Consider the following 16,538-nt stretch of genomic DNA (forward strand, 5'->3'; position numbering starts at 1 on the left):
GCCCTCCAGAGCACATCCGGGCTGGAAGAAGCGCAGGTCAGCACAGGTGGTGCAACCGATCACACCAGGAGGGTCACTCGACCACGTGACGTCCTTCGGGGCGAGCGCTGCACGACGCCCGGAACGCGCAGTGCGTGCAGTGCTGCCCCGTGCTCGGCGTGAACCGCTCGTCGAGGACCTTGCCGGCGGCCGTGGCGAGCAGATCTCCGACCCACTCCCCTTCGAGAGGCTCCTGTGCCTGCACCTTGGGCAGCGTCTCGCCACCGTCCCGCTTGGCGGCGCCCTGACGCAGCTGAACGAGTTCCGCGCCGCCCGGCTCCGGACGTACCCCGTCGAACGCCTCGTCGACGGCACCTTCCCGGACGGCCAGCTGGTAGACGGCGAGCTGCGGGTGGTGCTCCACCTCCGCCTTGCTCACCGCCTGCTTGCCGGTCTTGAAGTCGACGACGTAGGCGCGCCCCTCGCCGTCCGCCTCGACGCGGTCCATCTGGCCCCGGATGCGCACCTCGTAGTCGCCCGCTCCGAGGGTGACGTCGAAGTCGTGCTCACTGGCGACCGGTGTGCGTCCGGTGCGGTCCATGACGTGCCACTGGAGGAAGCGTTCGAGCGCCACGCGCGCGTGCTCCTTCTCCTGCGCCGACTTCCAGGGCGCGTCGAAGGCGAGCGCGTTCCACACGGAGTCGAGGCGCTCCATCAGGACGGCGAGGTCGGCCGGGGTGTGTCCGGAGGCGACCTCGTCGGCGAGGACGTGGACGACGTTGCCGAAGCCCTGGGCGACCGTGGCGGGCGCGTCGGCCTTCACCTCGCGGCCCAGGAACCACTGCAGGGCGCAGGTGTTGGCGAGCTGGTCGAGGGCGCTGCCGGAGAGCACGACGGGCTGGTCGCGGTCGCGCAGCGGCACCTTGGACTCGGTCGGTTCGAACATGCCCCACCAGCGGTAGGGGTGGGCGGACGGGACGAGCGGACGGCCGTCCTCGTCGGCGAGCGCTGCGAGCCTGGCCAGCCTGCGGGCGGCGGCCTCCCTGAGGGTGTCCGAGACACGCGGGTCGACGGTGGTGGCACGGAGTTCGGCGACGAGCGCGGCGACGGACAGGGGGCGGCGCGGGCGGCCGGTGACGTCCTTGGGTTCGACGCCGAGTTCGGTGAGGAAGCGGGAGGGCTGGTCGCCGTCGTCCGCGGGTGCCTTGACCGCCGTGACGACCAGACGTTCACGCGCGCGTGTGGCGGCGACGTAGAACAGGCGGCGCTCCTCCGCCAGCAGCGCGCCCGGGGTGAGCGGTTCGGCGAGTCCGTCGCGGCCGATGCGGTCGGCCTCCAGCAGGGAGCCGCGGCGGCGCAGGTCGGGCCACAGGCCCTCCTGGACGCCCGCGACGACGACCAGGCGCCACTCCAGGCCCTTGGAGCGGTGCGCGGTCATCAGGCGGACGGCGTCAGGACGTACGGCACGCCGTGTGAGGGTGTCGGCGGCGATGTCCTCGGCGTCGATCTCCTCCAGGAAGTTGAGGGCGCCCCGGCCGCCGGTGCGCTCCTCCGCGCGGGTCGCGGTCGCGAACAGCGCGCACACGGCGTCCAGGTCACGGTCGGCGTTGCGGCCGGCCGCGCCGCCGCGCCGGGCGGCACGCTCCAGGCGCGTGGGCCACGGTGTTCCCTCCCACAGGTCCCAGAGCGCCTCCTCGGCGCTGCCGCCGCCCGCGAGTCGCTCACGGGCCTTGCGCAGCAGTGCGCCCAGCCGCTGGGCGCCACGCGCGTACGCGGGGTCGTGCACGGCCAGCCGCTCCGGCTCGGCGAGCGCCCGCGCGAGCAGCTCGTCCGAGGGCGGCGGCAGCGGGTTGCCGGCCGCCCGCTCCTCGTCGCGCAGGGCTCGTCCGAGGCGGCGCAGGTCGGCGGCGTCCATGCCGGCGAGGGGGGAGGCGAGGAGGGTGAGGGCGGTCTCGGTCTCGAGCCAGCAGGGGGCCTGCTCTTCGACGGGCGCCTCGTCAATGGGCGCCTCATCGGCGGAAGCCTCTTCAGCGGGCACCGCCACGGCAGAGTTCTCCCCCGGAGCAGCCTCCTCGTCAGGGCGCGCCGAGGCCTCCGCCGTGGCCACTGCCCGCAACGCCGTCAGCAGCGGCGCCACCGCCGGTTCGTGCCGCAGTGGCAGATCGTCGCCGTCGATGTCGAGGGGCACCCCGGCCGACGTCAGGGCTCGGCGGACCGTCGGGATGGTGCGTGACCCCGCGCGCACCAGTACGGCCATCTCGCCCCACGGGACGCCGTCCTCCAGATGCGCCCGGCGCAGGATGTCGGCGATGTTGTCCAGTTCCGTGCCCGGCGTCGGGTAGGTGAAGACCTCTACGCGGCCGCCCTCCCGGACCGGGGCGAGCGCGCGGTGGGCGCGTGCCTTGTCCGCCGGGAGCCGGGTCAGCGGCATCCGCTGGGTCAGCAGCCGGGTCGCGTTCAACAGGGCGTCGCCGGAGCGGCGGGAGGTGCGCAGGACCTCGACGGGCGCCGGGCGGCCGTCGAGGCGCGGGAAGGCCTGCGGGAAGTCCAGGATGCCGTTCACGTCGGCGCCCCGGAACGCGTAGATCGACTGGTCGGGGTCGCCGAAGGCGACGAGGTCGCGGCCGCCGCCGGCGAGGGCGTGCAGCAGCCGTACCTGGGCCGGGTCCGTGTCCTGGTACTCGTCCACGAACACGGCGTCGTACTGCGTGGCGAGCCGCCCGGCGACCTCGGGGCGGTGGGCGAGGAGCACCGCGCGGTGGACCAGTTCCGCGTAGTCGAGCACGCCCTGGAGGTCGAGGACGTCGAGGTACTCGGCGAGGAAGGCGGCCGCGGCCCGCCAGTCGGGGCGGCCGATGCCACGGGCGAAGGCGTCCAGGGCGTCCGGGCCCAGGCCCAGTTCGCGGCTGCGGGCGAGTACCGCGCGGACCTCGTCGGCGAAACCGCGGGTGGTCAGGCAGGCGCGCAGCTCGTCCGGCCAGCGCACATGCGCGAGTCCGAGCCGCTCCAGGTCGGGCTGGCCGGCGAGCAGCCCGCGTACGGCGACGTCCTGCTCGGGGCCGGACAGCAGCCTGAGCGGCTCCACGAACAGGTCGCTGTCCTGGTGGGCGCGGACCAGGGCGTAGCAGAACGAGTGGAAGGTGGTCGCCCGGGGCGCGCGGGCGGCCCCAATGCGCAGGGCCATGCGGTCGCGCAGTTCGACGGCCGCCTTGCGGCTGAACGTCAGCACCAGCACGCGCGCGGGGTCACCGCCCCGGGCGATCCTGGCCGCCACGGACTCGACGAGCGTGGTGGTCTTGCCGGTGCCCGGACCAGCGAGGACGAGCACCGGACCGGCCCCGTGCTCAACCACGGAGCGCTGTGCGGCGTCCAGACGAGGGGGGACCACGCGGGTCGGCGGGGTACGCACCAGTCGATAAGCGCCACGGCTCCCCTGCCGCACCTGGGGGTGCGGCAGGCGCCTGGTGAAGGAAGAGGAGCTCACGTGGTTCGCCGGTCCTGGTGGGTGTGCTGGTCGGGCGTCCGCCGTACGTGCAGGGCGGTGATCGCGGGATGAGGGGGACGCGTGCAGTCGACGCTACGCCGACGAAGAGATCGGAAGCAGGTCTTCCGCTTCTTCCCGTACGACACTCACGGCGCTCGCGACACCTGCGTCCCTCGCCCCACGAACGTACGCCATGCCACGGACATGCCCGCTTTCGCCCGTTTCCCCCGTACGGATCACAGGCCACCCCTGGACCCGTCCGATGGCGGAAGCTGTCAGGTGTGACCTTCCGCGCGTTCGCCGCCCTCCCATCGCGCCCGCTTCATGTCGAGGCGCGGCAGGTGGCCTTCGGCGGCCCTGCTCGCGGTCCTCAGCGGTGTGCCCTCCGCGCGGTAGTGGTCGAGCGCCCGCAGCTCGTGGCCCGGGAGCAGCACGCCGTCCGAGCGGACGACCCGCCACCACGGGACGGCTCCCCCGTAGAGGGCCATCACCCGGCCGACCTGACGCGGGCCGCCCTCCTCCAGCCACTCGGCCACGTCGCCGTACGTCATGACGCGCCCGGGCGGGATGAGTTCCGCCACTTCCAGGACGCGCTCGGCGTACTCCGGCAGGGCGTCGCGCGGAAGACTCTCGTCACTCATCCGCCCCATCCTGCCCCACCCCACCGACAACGTGACGCGCTGACCACCGTGCGTATCTCTCGCCCCGGGGCGGCGCTTCGGGCAGACTGTGCGCCCCCGCGTTTGCACCCTGATGCCCCCGTGTGTCGGTGGGGCATGCCACCATCGTGCGGGCGGTGACCGGTGATACGAGATCAAGAAGAGACGATGAAGCAACAGGGCGTGCACCCGGAGGGCGCGGAGAGCACCTCTGACGCTTCGTCGCGCCCGGGCACCAGTGGCGAAGACGCGGCGGCCGAGTTCGAGGACGAGACGCACAGCGACGAGGTCGAGGGCGACGAACCCCTCCTCCCCGCGCGCGTGCACCGTCCGTCGGACCTCATGCGGCTCCTCGTCGGTGTGCTGGCGGTGGTGATCCTGCTGGCGATCGCCGCGTTCGCGCACGGCACCACCTCCGGTCTCGAACAGGACATCAACAAGGGCACGGGACAGGCGCCCGACCTGCTCATCAAGATCGCCGGCCTGGCCTCCAGCATCGCGATCCTGCTGGTGCCGGTCGCCTTCGCGATCGAGCGGCTGATCAAGCGCGACGGGCTGCGCATCGCGGACGGCGTGCTCGCGGCGGTCCTGGCGCACGGAGTGACCCTCGCCACCGACCTGTGGGTCGCCAAGGCCGCCCCCGACTCGATCCAGGAGGCGCTCACCCAGCCCTCCCCCGGTGACATCCACGCCCTCACCGACCCGGTGCACGGCTATCTCGCGCCGGTCATCGCCTACATGACGGCGGTCGGCATGTCGCGCCGACCGCGCTGGCGCGCGGTGCTGTGGATCGTGCTGATGCTCGACGCCTTCTCGATGCTCGTCACGGGTTACACCACGCCGTTCTCGATCATCCTGACGGTGCTGATCGGCTGGACCGTGGCCTACGGCACGCTGTACGCGGTCGGCTCGCCCAACGTCCAGCCCACGGGGCGGACGCTGATGGCGGGCCTTCGGCACGTCGGCTTCCATCCGGTGAGCGCGGCCCGCGAGGAGGTCGCGGAGACCCCCGAGACGGGCGACCGGGGCCGGCGCTACTTCGTCACGCTGGAGGACGGTCCGCCGCTGGACGTGACGGTGGTCGACCGGGAGCAGCAGGCGCAGGGCTTCTTCTACCGCGCGTGGCGCAATCTGACCCTGCGCGGCTTCGCCACCCGCAGCAGCCTGCCCTCGCTGCGCCAGGCACTGGAGCAGGAGGCCCTGCTCGCCTACGCGGCCATCGCGGCCGGCGCCAACGCCCCCAAGCTCATCGCGACCTCCGAGCTCGGTCCCGACGCCGTGATGCTCGTCTACGAGCACACCGGCGGCCGCACCCTCGACTCGCTGCCTGACGAGGACATCACCGACGACCTGCTCCGGGACACCTGGCACCAGGTGCGGGCCCTGCAGTCCCGGCGCATCGCCCACCGGCGCCTCGTCGGCGACGCGATTCTGGTGGATCGTTCCGGCACGGTGATCCTCACCGATCTGCGCGTCGGCGAGATCGCGGCCGGCGACCTGCTGCTGCGCATGGACATCTCCCAGTTGCTGGTGACGCTCGGCTTGCGGGTGGGCGCCGAGCGCGCGGTGGCCGCGGCGGTGAGCGTGCTCGGCCCCGACGCGGTGGCCGACTGTCTGCCGATGCTCCAGCCCATCGCCCTCAGCCGCTCCACGCGCGCGACGCTGCGCACACTGGCCCGGGAACGCGCCCAGCGCGAGCGCGACGCGATCCTGGAGGCGTCCCGACAGGCCAAGCAGGCCAGACTCGAGGAAACGCACGACGACGCCAGACCCGTACTCGAGAAGCCCGACAAGAAGGCCGTACGCGCGGAGGCGCGGGCCGAGAAGCGGGCCATCGACGAGGCCCTGGAGGAGGCCCGCGAGGAGGACCTGCTCACTCAGATCCGCCACGCGGTGCTGCTGATCAGGCCGCAGGCGCCGGTCGAGCCGGCCCGCCTGGAGCGAGTGCGGCCACGCACCCTGATCAGCGTCATCGCCGGTGCCATCGGCGCGTACTTCCTGCTGACGCAGCTCACCCACATCGAGTTCGGCCCGCTCATCCAGAACGCCGAGTGGGGCTGGGTCGCCGCGGCCGTGCTGTTCTCGGCGGCGAGCTACTTCGCGGCGGCGATGTCGCTGCTGGGGTTCGTGCCCGAGCGGGTGCCGTTCACGCGGACCGTGGGGGCGCAGGTCGCCGGGTCGTTCGTGAAGATCGTCGCGCCGGCCGCAGTGGGCGGTGTCGCCCTCAACACGCGCTTCCTGCAACGCCAGGGAGTGCGGCCCGGGCTCGCGGTGGCCAGTGTCGGCGCCTCGCAGCTGTTCGGGCTCGGCTGCCACATCCTGATGCTGCTGTCCTTCGGCTATCTGACCGGCACCGAGAAGACACCGTCGCTGTCGCCGTCCCGGACGGTCATCGCGGGTCTGCTGACGGTGGCGGTGCTCGTGCTCGTCGTCACCTCCGTGCCGTTCCTGCGGAAGTTCGTCGTCACGCGCGTGCGGTCGCTCTTCGCGGGCGTCATCCCGCGCATGCTCGACGTGCTCCAGCGGCCGCAGAAGCTTCTCACCGGCATCGGCGGCATGCTCCTGCTGACCGCCTGCTTCGTGATGTGCCTGGACGCCTCGATCCGGGCCTTCGGCACCGAGGGCTCCTCGATCAGCATCGCCAGCGTCGCCGTCGTCTTCCTCGCCGGCAACGCGCTCGGCTCGGCGGCCCCGACGCCGGGCGGTGTGGGCGCGGTCGAGGCGACCCTGACCGTCGGCCTCATCGCCGTGGGCCTCGAGAGTGAGGTCGCCGCCCCGGCCGTGCTGCTGTTCCGGCTGCTGACCCTGTGGATTCCGGTGCTGCCGGGCTGGCTGGCCTTCAACCACCTGTCCCGCAAGGGCGCGCTGTAGGCACGCGCGTACGCCGTACGTCAGCCACGTACGCGTGCCTCGGACGACCGGCACGCGCGTACCTCGTACGGCCCGTGCCCCGAGCGGCCCGAGGTGGCCGACCGCAGGATGGGATCATGCCGAACCCTCCCCGCCTGCGCGTCGCTGCCCTGACCGTCTCCGCCGTCCTGCTGTCCAATCTGCTGGCGGGCTGCGGCGACGACTCCGAGGACCAGAACGTCACAGCCCAGAAGCTGAGCTGGAAGGACTGCCCGGCACCGGACGGGGCGGAGGGTGGTGGTGACGCCCCGTCACCTCTGCCGAACGGCGACAAGTGGCAGTGCGCCACCCTGAAAGCGCCGCTCGACTGGAACAAGCCCAAGGGCGACAAGATCGGGCTCGCGCTGATCCGGGCGAAGGCCAGCGGCGACGAGAGCAAGCGGATCGGCTCCCTGATCTTCAACTTCGGCGGCCCCGGCGGCTCGGGCGTCACCACGCTGCCCGCCTTCGGCGAGGACTACGCGAAACTGCGCACCCGCTACGACCTGGTGAGCTTCGATCCGCGCGGGGTGGGCCGCAGCGAACCCGTGGAGTGCCTCAACGACCTTCAGCTCGACGCGTACTTCCAGCAGGACGCGACCCCTGACGACGCGGCCGAGCGCACCAGGCTCCTGGACGACACCAGGGAGTTCAACGCGGCCTGCGAGGACAACTCCGAGAAGGTCCTCTCCCATGTGCGCACCACCGACGCGGCCCGCGACCTGGACCTGATGCGCCAGATCCTCGGCGACGAAAAGCTGCACTACTTCGGCATCTCCTACGGCACCGAACTCGGCGGCGTCTACGCCCATCTGTTCCCCGGGAAGGTGGGCCGCGCGGTCTTCGACGCGGTCGTCGACCCGACCGAGGACTCGGAGGAGGGCTCCCTCGGGCAGACCAAGGGCTTCCAGCGCGCGCTCGACAACTTCGCCGAGCACTGTGTGTCGCAGACCGAGGACTGCCCGATCGGCGACAGCGCACAGGACGTCAAGACCCGTATCGCCAAACTGCTGAAGGACCTCGACAGCGCGCCGATCCCCGGTGTCGGCCTGCGCGAGCTGACCCAGACCGCGGCGACCAGCGGAATCGCCCAGTCGCTGTACTCGCAGGACTTCTGGGAGTACCTCACCGAGGGCCTGGAGCAGGCGTACGACGGGGACGGCCGGGTGCTGATGCTGCTGGCCGACTCCATGAACGGGCGCAACGAGGACGGCGAGTACAGCAATCTCAGCGCGGCCAACATCGCCATCAACTGCGCCGACGACAAGCCCCGTTACACCGAGGACTACGTGGAGCGGAAGCTGCCGGAGTTCCGGTCCGTCTCCCCCATCTTCGGCGACTACCTGGCATGGGGCATGGTCAGCTGCACCGACTGGGCCGTCGCGGGCGCCGCCGAGCACCCCGACGTGAGTGCGGCCGGCTCGGCGCCGATCCTTGTCATCGGCAACACCGGCGACCCGGCCACACCGTACGAGGGGGCACGGAAGATGGTGGACGCGCTGGGCAAGGGCGTGGGCGTGGAGCTGACGTACAAGGGGCAGGGGCACGGCGCGTACGGCAGCGAGAACACGTGTGTGCACAGCGCGGTGAACGGCTATCTGCTGGACGGGAAGGTACCGACGGCCGGGACGATCTGCCCCTGACACGAGGATTCCGGAAAATCAGCAGGTCAGAGCGTTATCCACAGGCATGCGTAGCTGTGATGCGGGCCGCCTACCATGGCATGACCGCCATCCGCGGCACAGTGCGGACGGCCTGCATGGGGGGACTGCGATGACGCGTTTCGTACGGTGGACGGCCCTGGCCGCCGCCGCGGCACTGCTGGTGGGGGGCTGCAGCGGCGGCTCGTCCGACGACGGCAAGAACGACGAGGGCACGAACACGTCCACTCCGTCGTCGGGTGCCTCCGACACCGAGGCGGCCGCCGCGCTGCCGTCCTCGCTGACCTCTCAGAAGCTCGACTGGGAGGGCTGCAAGGGCACGGCGGACTCCCCCGCGCCGAGCAGCGAATGGCAGTGCGCGACGCTCAAGGCGCCGCTGGACTGGGCGAAGCCGGAGGGCAGGACGATCGGTCTGGCGCTGATCCGCGCCAAGGCCCGCGGCGACAGCGACGAGCGCATCGGCTCGCTGCTGTTCAACTTCGGCGGCCCGGGCGGCTCGGGCGTGTCCATGATGCCGCTGTACGGCGCGACGGTCTCCACGCTCCGCGAGCGGTACGACCTGGTGAGCTGGGACCCGCGCGGGGTCGCCGCCAGCGAGGGCGTCCGCTGTCGCGGCGACAAGGAGATCCAGTCCGCCGAGAGCGTGGACGCGACGCCGGACACCGCGGCTGAGGAAGCGGCGTACTTCAAGGACGCCACCACCTTCGGCAAGGGCTGCCAGAAGGCAGCCGGGGCGCTCCTGGCGCACGTCTCGACCACCGACACCGCCCGCGACATGGACCTCATGCGCCAGGTGCTGGGCGACACGAAGATGCACTACTTCGGCATCTCCTACGGCACCGAACTCGGCGGCGTCTACGCCCACCTGTTCCCGAAGAACGTCGGGCGGCTGATCCTCGACGCGGTCGTCGACCCGAGCGCCGACACGGTGGGCCACGCGGAGAACCAGACCCGGGGCTTCCAGCGGGCGCTCGACGACTATCTGAAGTCGACCGGCCAGGACCCCGAGCAGGGCACGCGGAAGATCGCCGACCTGCTGAAGAAACTCGACGCGAATCCGCTGCCGACCGGCTCCGACCGGAAGCTGACGCAGACGCTCGCGGTCACCGGCATCGTGCTCCCCCTGTACAGCAAGGCCAGCTGGCCCACCCTGACCAGTGCGCTGGAGGCCGCGGAACAGGGCGACGGCTCGGAGCTGCTGACGCTCGCCGACGGCTACAACGAGCGGGACACCGCGGGCCACTACGGCACGACGACCCACTCGCAGCGGGTCATATCGTGCTTGGACGACAAGCAGCGGCCGACCGCCGCGGAGACGAAGAAGCTGCTGCCGACGTTCGAGAAGCTCTCGCCCGTCTTCGGCGCCTTCCTGGGCTGGGACACGGCCGGCTGGTGCCACGACTGGCCGGTGACCGGACAGTGGGACACCCCGGAGGTGAGCGCTCCCGGTGCGCCGCCGGTCCTCGTGGTGGGCAACACCGGCGACCCGGCGACGCCGTACGAGGGCGCCCGGAAGATGGCGGACGAACTGGGCAAGGACGTCGGTGTGGTGCTCACCTGGAAGGGCGAGGGGCACGGGGCGTACGGCAGCGGGAGCGACTGCGTCGACTCCACGGTGAACGCGTATCTGCTCAAGGGCACGGTGCCGAAGGACGGCAAGGTCTGCTCATGACGACGGCGGGGGTTCCCCGCACCCGTGGTGCGTGGAACCCCCGCCGATCACGGCAGGTCCGGTCAGTACACCGGCTTGTCGGGCTCGATCTGGTGGACCCAGCCGATCACGCCGCCGCCGACGTGCACGGCGTCCGCGAAGCCCGCGGACTTCAGCACGGCGAGGACTTCCGCACTGCGGACACCCGTCTTGCAGTGCAGGACGATCTTCTTGTCCTGCGGGAGGCTCTCCAGGGCGGTGCCCATGAGGAACTCGTTCTTCGGGATCAGCTTGGCGCCCGGGATGGAGACGATCTCGTACTCGTTGATCTCGCGGACGTCGATGATCTCGATGTTCTCGCCGTCGTCGATCCACTCCTTGAGCTGCTTGGGAGTGATCGTCGAGCCGGCGGCCGCCTCCTGGGCCTCCTCGGAGACGACGCCGCAGAAGGCCTCGTAGTCGATGAGCTCGGTGACGGTCGGGTTCTCGCCGCAGACCGCGCAGTTCGGGTCCTTGCGGACCTTGACCTGGCGGTACTGCATCTCCAAGGCGTCGTAGATCATCAGGCGGCCGACGAGCGGCTCGCCGATGCCCGCGAGGAGCTTGATGGCCTCGTTGACCTGGATGGAGCCGATGGACGCGCACAGCACGCCCAGGACGCCGCCCTCGGCGCAGGAGGGGACCATGCCCGGGGGCGGGGGCTCCGGGTAGAGGCAGCGGTAGCACGGGCCGTGCTCGGCCCAGAAGACCGAGGCCTGGCCGTCGAAGCGGTAGATCGAGCCCCATACGTACGGCTTGTTCAGCAGCACGGCCGCGTCGTTGACGAGGTAGCGGGTCGCGAAGTTGTCGGTACCGTCGACGATCAGGTCGTACTGGCTGAAGATCTCCATCACGTTCTCGGCCTCGAGCCGCTCTTCGTGAAGGATCACGTTCACGTACGGGTTGATGCCGAGGACGGAGTCGCGCGCGGACTCGGCCTTGGAGCGGCCGATGTCGGCCTGGCTGTGGATGATCTGGCGCTGCAGGTTCGACTCGTCGACCTCGTCGAACTCCACGATGCCGAGCGTGCCCACGCCCGCCGCGGCCAGGTACATCAGCGCCGGCGAGCCCAGGCCGCCGGCGCCCACACACAGCACCTTGGCGTTCTTCAGCCGCTTCTGCCCGTCCATCCCGACGTCGGGGATGATCAGGTGGCGGGAGTACCTGCGGACCTCGTCTACGGTGAGCTCGGAAGCGGGCTCGACCAGGGGTGGCAGCGACACGGGGACTCCGTTGGTCGGTCAATCACTACGGTTGTTCTCCCCGTAACACTGCCATGGCCTTCTTCATTCCGAGACACCTGTTCCGATCCGCGAGACGATTTCGTCCCAGTAGCCGGGCATGGCCTCCCAGGGGTCGGTGCGGCCGTGCCGGTCCGTGCGGTCCGTGAAGTAGATGGTCGAGGCGCCCTGCCAACGGGCGATGCGCAGCGCCTCGTCGAGATGGCCGCCCGGCACCCCGTGGACGAGATGGCAGAAGCGCTCGGGCGGATAGTCGGCGGTCCACTCGGCCACCTGCGACCAGCGGTAGTCGCTCCACGCGCCGGAGAAGGTGACCAACTGGTCGGCGCTCTCCGCGTAGCCGGGGTGCGGATGGGTGCCATGGCCGAGGACGACATGGGCGTCGTCGCGGATCGCGCGGAGCGTGGTGACCGTGCGGCGGATCTCGGGGAGCGTGGCGCGCTCGGTCGGGCAGCGGTCGAGGAGGAAGCCGTCGGCCTTGTACCAGTCGATGTAGCGGTGCGCGTCGGAGATCATCTCGCCGAAGCTCCGCGCTCCGTAGGTCGCGTCGATGTGGCCGAGGACCCGGACGCCCGCGTTGCGCAGCCGGCCGGCCGCCTCCAGACAGTGCGGGTCGGGGCGGCTGCCGGGGCCGTCGGCGACGTTGAGGACGACCCAGTGCACGGGCGTGCCCGGGCGGGTGAGTTCGGCCCATTCGGCGGGGGCGACGAGGGGGTGGGCGAAGCCGGGGACACCGACGCCGGTATGGAGCCCGGTACCGGACGCCGCCTTTTTCGTGCTGGTCAGATGCGGCATGCCGCCTCCATCCAGATGTCGGCGAGGGACTCTTCGAGGTTGATCCGGGGGCGCCAGCCAAGCCGGTCGCGTGCGGTGCGCACATCGGCCTGCTGCCAGCTGCCGCAGCCGTCCGGGTACGGGTACGCGGCCGGAGCGGCATGGTCCGGTTCGGAGCGGGGATGGCCGATGGATGCCCGGAGTGGGCCGGGAGGTCCGTCGAGTTCGTGGAGGGCGCCCCCGTATCCGGCCACGCGGGCCAGGACGGCGGCGGCGTCACGGAGGCGGACGGCACGACCGGAGCCGATGTTGATGACGCCCTGCGCGGCGGAGAGGCTGGCGGCGTGGACGGCGCGGGCGACGTCGCGGACATCGATGAAGTCCCGTTGGGCGCCCAGGCCGCCGAGCTTGAGTTCGCCGTCACCGGACTGCATGGCGCGGCGCATGGCCTCGGCGAGGCGGCCGAGCGGGGATCCCGCGGGAGTGCCGGGGCCTGCCGGCGAGAAGACGCGGAGCACGACCGCGTCCAGGCCGGAGCCCAGGACCAGTTCGGTGGCGGCGAGCTTGCTGACGCCGTACGGGCCACCGGGGCGGGGGACCGCGTCCTCGGCGGTGGAGGAGCCGGGCTGGCTCGGGCCGTACTCGGCGCCGCAGCCGATCTGGACCAGCCGAGCCCCGCAGCCGCTGCGCCGCAGGGCCTCGCAGACGGTGGCCACGGCGACGGTGTTGTGGCGGGCGAGTTCACGGGCGCCGCCGCGGGTGGCGCCCGCGCAGTTGATGACCACGCCGGGGTGGACCGCGTCGAGGAAGCGGGTGAGTGCTCCGGGGCTGCCGGACGCGAGGTCGAAGCGGACGTCGGCGTCGTCGCCGCGGCCGAGGGCGGTGAGCTGGACGGCCGGGTCGGCGAGCAGGCGGTCGGCGACGAAACGGCCGAGGTAGCCGTTGGCTCCGATCATCAGGACCCTCATCGTGCGGCTCCCGTCGCCGGGCCTTCGGGTCGGGAGGTGTTCATGTGGTGCTCTCCTGTCAGGACGGTGTGCCGCCGGCAAAGGGGCGAGATGCCTGCGCCGGCCTGCTGGGGTGAGTGGGGGCGCGCGGGGCGCCGTACTGCTTCGTCATGCGTTGCGGGGTTCACGCCCCGTTGCCTCACCACTGCTGGTCCGTGGGGGCGTGGGCCGAGGCCCTCGTCAGCCTGCGGGTCGCGTGCAGCAGGAGGGTGAGTGCTCCCGCCGCGCAGGCGAGTGCCGGGACGCCGCCCGGGCCCCATGCCGCGGCGAGGGTCTCGATCGGGGCGCCCAGGAAGTCGCAGCCCGGGAGGCGGGCGGTGAAGACCGAGGCGATGGCGGTCAGTTCCGTCAGGGCCGTGGCGGTCAGGACGAGTGGCGGGGCGTGGGTGAAGCCGTGGATGGCGAGGAGACGGGAAAGGAAGAGGAGGGCGCCCAGGGTGAGGGTGTGGGCGTAGCGGGCGGGTTCGCCCAGGACTGCCGAGGTCGGGATCAGCAGGACCGTCAGGGCGCACAGGTACAGGGCGAACACGCCGAACAGCAGCGGCAGTACGGAGGCGGTGAAGTCCTCCAGGCCCCGGCTGAGCGTGAGTTTGCGGCGGGCTCTGGTCGTGAAGAGGTGGGCGGTCCAGGCCGCGGGGGCGCAGGACAGCGTGAGGGCCAGGACGGGGGCGGTCGTCAGCGGCCAGGGGCCGTCGGGGGCGCCGGTGGGGAGGGCGTCGGGGCCGCCGGTGACGGCTGCTTGGAGGAGGCCGTCGCCCAGGAGGGCGTAGGCGATCAGCCAGCAGGTCAGGGTGAGGGTGCGGGGTGGTGAGTGGTGGGTGGTGCTCAGGGGGCCGCGGGTGAGTGCCGCGCGCAGCGCCAGAGCCACGGCGAGCGTGCCCACGAGGGCCGCGGCCAGACGGGGCTGACCGTCGGTGAGGCGGAGTCCGGCCACTGTCGCGGCGCACAGTGCGCCCGGCAGGAGGGTGAGCAGGATCCAGTCGGCGCTTGCTCGGGGGGCGTCGGAGGGGGTGGCGGGTGCGGCGGGTTCGCCGTCTCTCGACACGCGCGCGTACATCTCCTCGGCGAGGGAGAAGACGTCCCGGTGGCGGAAGCGGGTCGCGGTGCGGTCGGTGACGCCGTGTGCCTCCAGGCCTGCCGCGATCTCCAAGGGATCCACGGCTCGTTCGCACAGCTCGCGATGGCGGTGGATCAGGGTCTTCACGGGGTCCCCGGCGGTGCGGCGGGGTGCGGGGGGCCGGCTTCGGGCCGGGGTCGCCTCGGGGGCGCGGGGGATCGTGCTGTCCTCGTCCGCGGTGGCTACGACGGTTTCGGTGCCGTCGGCGTCAGCGTCCTCGCCTTCGTCGCCGTCCCCCACCAGCCACTCCTCCGAGCGTGTGTCCCACGGGCCGGGGCCGGCCGGAGTGCCGGGACGGTCCAGTTCGCCGAGGTCGCTCATCGCGCTCCCTCCGTGGCGGGCAGCGGGGTGTTGGCGCGCACCGGAGGGCCTGCCGCCCAGCCGGGGCCGCCGCGGGCGACGACCCGTGGCCCGGAGTCCGTCCAGCGGCCGGGCATGTGGGCCTCGGCGGGGACGGCGAACGGAAGCGGTTCCCCGGTGGTGTCGAGGACGACCCGGCGGACCGGGTGTCGCGAGACGATCTCCAGGTAAATGCCGTGAAATGCCGTGATGTTCTGCTCGACGGTGAACAGCTCGAGCGCCCGCGCGCGTGCCGCGGCGCCCAGGCGCGCACGGCGCTCGGGATCGCGCAACAGGGTCACGCACGCCTCGGCGAGCGCCCGCGGGTTGCGCGGGGGGACGACGAGTCCGGTCCCGCCGATGGCCTCCACCACCGCGCCCACGTCCGTGGACACGGTCGCGCGGCCGCAGAACATGGCCTCCACCAGGCTGATCGGGAAGCCCTCGACGACACTGGACAGGACGGTCACGGCGCCCGAGGCGTACGCGTCGGCGAGGGCCGGCACCTCCGGGCCGCCGATCTCCCCGAAGGAGACCGGGTTGTCACCGACGGCGTGCAGGCCGTCCGCCTCGTCCGGGAAGAGTTGCGCGGCCAGCGCCTTGCAGTGGCCCAGGTAGGCCGTGCCCTCGGGACCGGCGGGCGCTCCGATGATCCGCAGCCGGGTCTTGGGCTCCTCCTTGCGGATCTCCGCCAAGGCGTGCAGGAGGGAGATGAGGTCCTTGGTCGGTTCGATGCGGCCGACCCAGACCAGAGTGTCGGGATCCGCGCTCTCCGGGGACTCGCCGACCTCCGCGAAGCGGGCGGCGTCCATGCCCGGATAGACCGTGCGGATCTTGTCCCGGTCGGCACCGCAGCGCTCCTGCCAGCGACGGGCGTGTGTGTTGCCGGGGGTGACGAGCGCGGCGCGGCCGTAGATCTCGGCGGCGAGCCGGCCGTGGAAGGCGGCGAGCAGCGACCGCACCGACGGCGAGGCCTCCGTGGCGGACAGGTAGTGCGTCCGCAACCGCACCCCGTACTCGGTCACCAGCAGGGGGACGTCGGAGAAATGGCGGGCGAGCAGTCCGGGCAGCGCGGCCGGGCCGCCGGAGGCCGCGTGGCACAGGTCGACCGAGCCGAGCCCGTCGTCCTCGTACCAGTCGAGGGACAGGGGGCGCAGCGCGCGTTCCAGGTGGGCGGCCACGGCGAGCAGATCGGGTACGCGCGCCTCGCGGGCCGTGCGTGCGACGCCCGGCGCCCGACAGGCGTGCTCGAGGGCGCGCACGGCGGCCTCGGAGCGCAGCGCGCCCACCAGCCCGCCCTCGTCGCGGGCCAGTTCGGCGAGACCGTACAGCGCGCTGCCGAAACGGTCCGCCTCAAGGGCCGACGGCTCCTCGGAGGGGCCCGCGCAGAGTACGGCCGCCAACTCGCCGTAGCACTCGGCGAACCGCCGGCGCGCACGGCGGCCGTACCCGACGCCGTCGTCCTCGGCCGTCCACAGTGGCGCCGTACGCACCCGGCTGACCTGCGAGGGAAGCGGGACCCAGCCCTCGTCCTCCTGGCGCTCGCTGCGGCTGAGCGCGTAGATGTCGAACTCGTGCTGCCCGAGCCCGCGCACGAGCCGGTCGCACCAGAGCCTGGCGTCACCGCTCACATACGGATAGCCACCCTCCGTAAGCAGTCCGATGCGCACGAGCGCACCCCCGATCTCCCGTAAGGGG

Annotated in this window: 10 protein-coding genes; 3 read left to right on the plus strand and 7 right to left on the minus strand. The window is 72.1% G+C overall.

What is annotated here, in order from left to right:
• Nucleotides 1-73 precede the first annotated feature (73 nt).
• Together QF037_RS17025 and QF037_RS17030 are read right to left on the minus strand one after the other, a co-directional pair.
• Nucleotides 74-3,463, minus strand: coding sequence for an ATP-dependent helicase (locus QF037_RS17025; RefSeq protein WP_307026139.1), 3,390 nt, complete (start codon nt 3,461-3,463; stop codon nt 74-76).
• A gap of 275 nt (nt 3,464-3,738) precedes the next feature.
• Nucleotides 3,739-4,104, minus strand: a complete 366-nt coding sequence (locus tag QF037_RS17030) for an MGMT family protein (protein WP_307026141.1) — start codon at nt 4,102-4,104, stop codon at nt 3,739-3,741.
• Between the two features lie 186 nt (nt 4,105-4,290).
• Here QF037_RS17030 and QF037_RS17035 point away from each other — a divergent pair, with 186 nt between their 5' ends.
• From QF037_RS17035 to QF037_RS17045, 3 genes are all read left to right on the plus strand, one after another.
• Complete coding sequence (locus QF037_RS17035) at nt 4,291-6,993, plus strand: lysylphosphatidylglycerol synthase domain-containing protein (RefSeq protein WP_307026143.1); 2,703 nt, start codon at nt 4,291-4,293, stop codon at nt 6,991-6,993.
• A gap of 116 nt (nt 6,994-7,109) precedes the next feature.
• Nucleotides 7,110-8,654, plus strand: a complete 1,545-nt coding sequence (locus QF037_RS17040; RefSeq protein WP_307026145.1) for an alpha/beta hydrolase — start codon at nt 7,110-7,112, stop codon at nt 8,652-8,654.
• Nucleotides 8,655-8,784: 130 nt separating this feature from the next.
• Nucleotides 8,785-10,344: an alpha/beta hydrolase gene (locus QF037_RS17045; protein ID WP_307026147.1), complete on the plus strand. Its 1,560-nt coding sequence runs from the start codon at nt 8,785-8,787 to the stop codon at nt 10,342-10,344.
• A gap of 62 nt (nt 10,345-10,406) precedes the next feature.
• On the opposite strand, the gene moeZ is transcribed toward QF037_RS17045, so the two are convergent.
• The 5 genes from moeZ to QF037_RS17070 form a co-directional block, all read right to left on the minus strand.
• Nucleotides 10,407-11,585: an adenylyltransferase/sulfurtransferase MoeZ gene (gene moeZ / locus QF037_RS17050; protein WP_307026149.1), complete on the minus strand. Its 1,179-nt coding sequence runs from the start codon at nt 11,583-11,585 to the stop codon at nt 10,407-10,409.
• Between the two features lie 63 nt (nt 11,586-11,648).
• Complete coding sequence (locus QF037_RS17055) at nt 11,649-12,398, minus strand: spherulation-specific family 4 protein (RefSeq protein WP_307026151.1); 750 nt, start codon at nt 12,396-12,398, stop codon at nt 11,649-11,651.
• On the minus strand, nt 12,386-13,345 hold the full coding sequence (locus QF037_RS17060; RefSeq protein ID WP_307026154.1) for an NAD-dependent epimerase/dehydratase family protein: 960 nt from the start codon (nt 13,343-13,345) through the stop codon (nt 12,386-12,388). The genes QF037_RS17055 and QF037_RS17060 overlap by 13 nt, the downstream gene beginning before the upstream one ends.
• 178 nt (nt 13,346-13,523) lie before the next feature.
• The gene (locus QF037_RS17065) at nt 13,524-14,822 is read right to left on the minus strand and encodes a hypothetical protein (protein WP_307026157.1); all 1,299 of its coding nucleotides are present in this window, start codon (nt 14,820-14,822) and stop codon (nt 13,524-13,526) included.
• On the minus strand, nt 14,819-16,510 hold the full coding sequence (locus tag QF037_RS17070) for a DUF3492 domain-containing protein (RefSeq protein ID WP_307026159.1): 1,692 nt from the start codon (nt 16,508-16,510) through the stop codon (nt 14,819-14,821). Before QF037_RS17070 ends, QF037_RS17065 begins: the two co-directional genes overlap by 4 nt.
• Nucleotides 16,511-16,538 lie beyond the last annotated feature (28 nt).

It is taken from the genome of Streptomyces canus (assembly GCF_030815415.1).
Lineage (GTDB): Bacteria > Actinomycetota > Actinomycetes > Streptomycetales > Streptomycetaceae > Streptomyces > Streptomyces canus_F.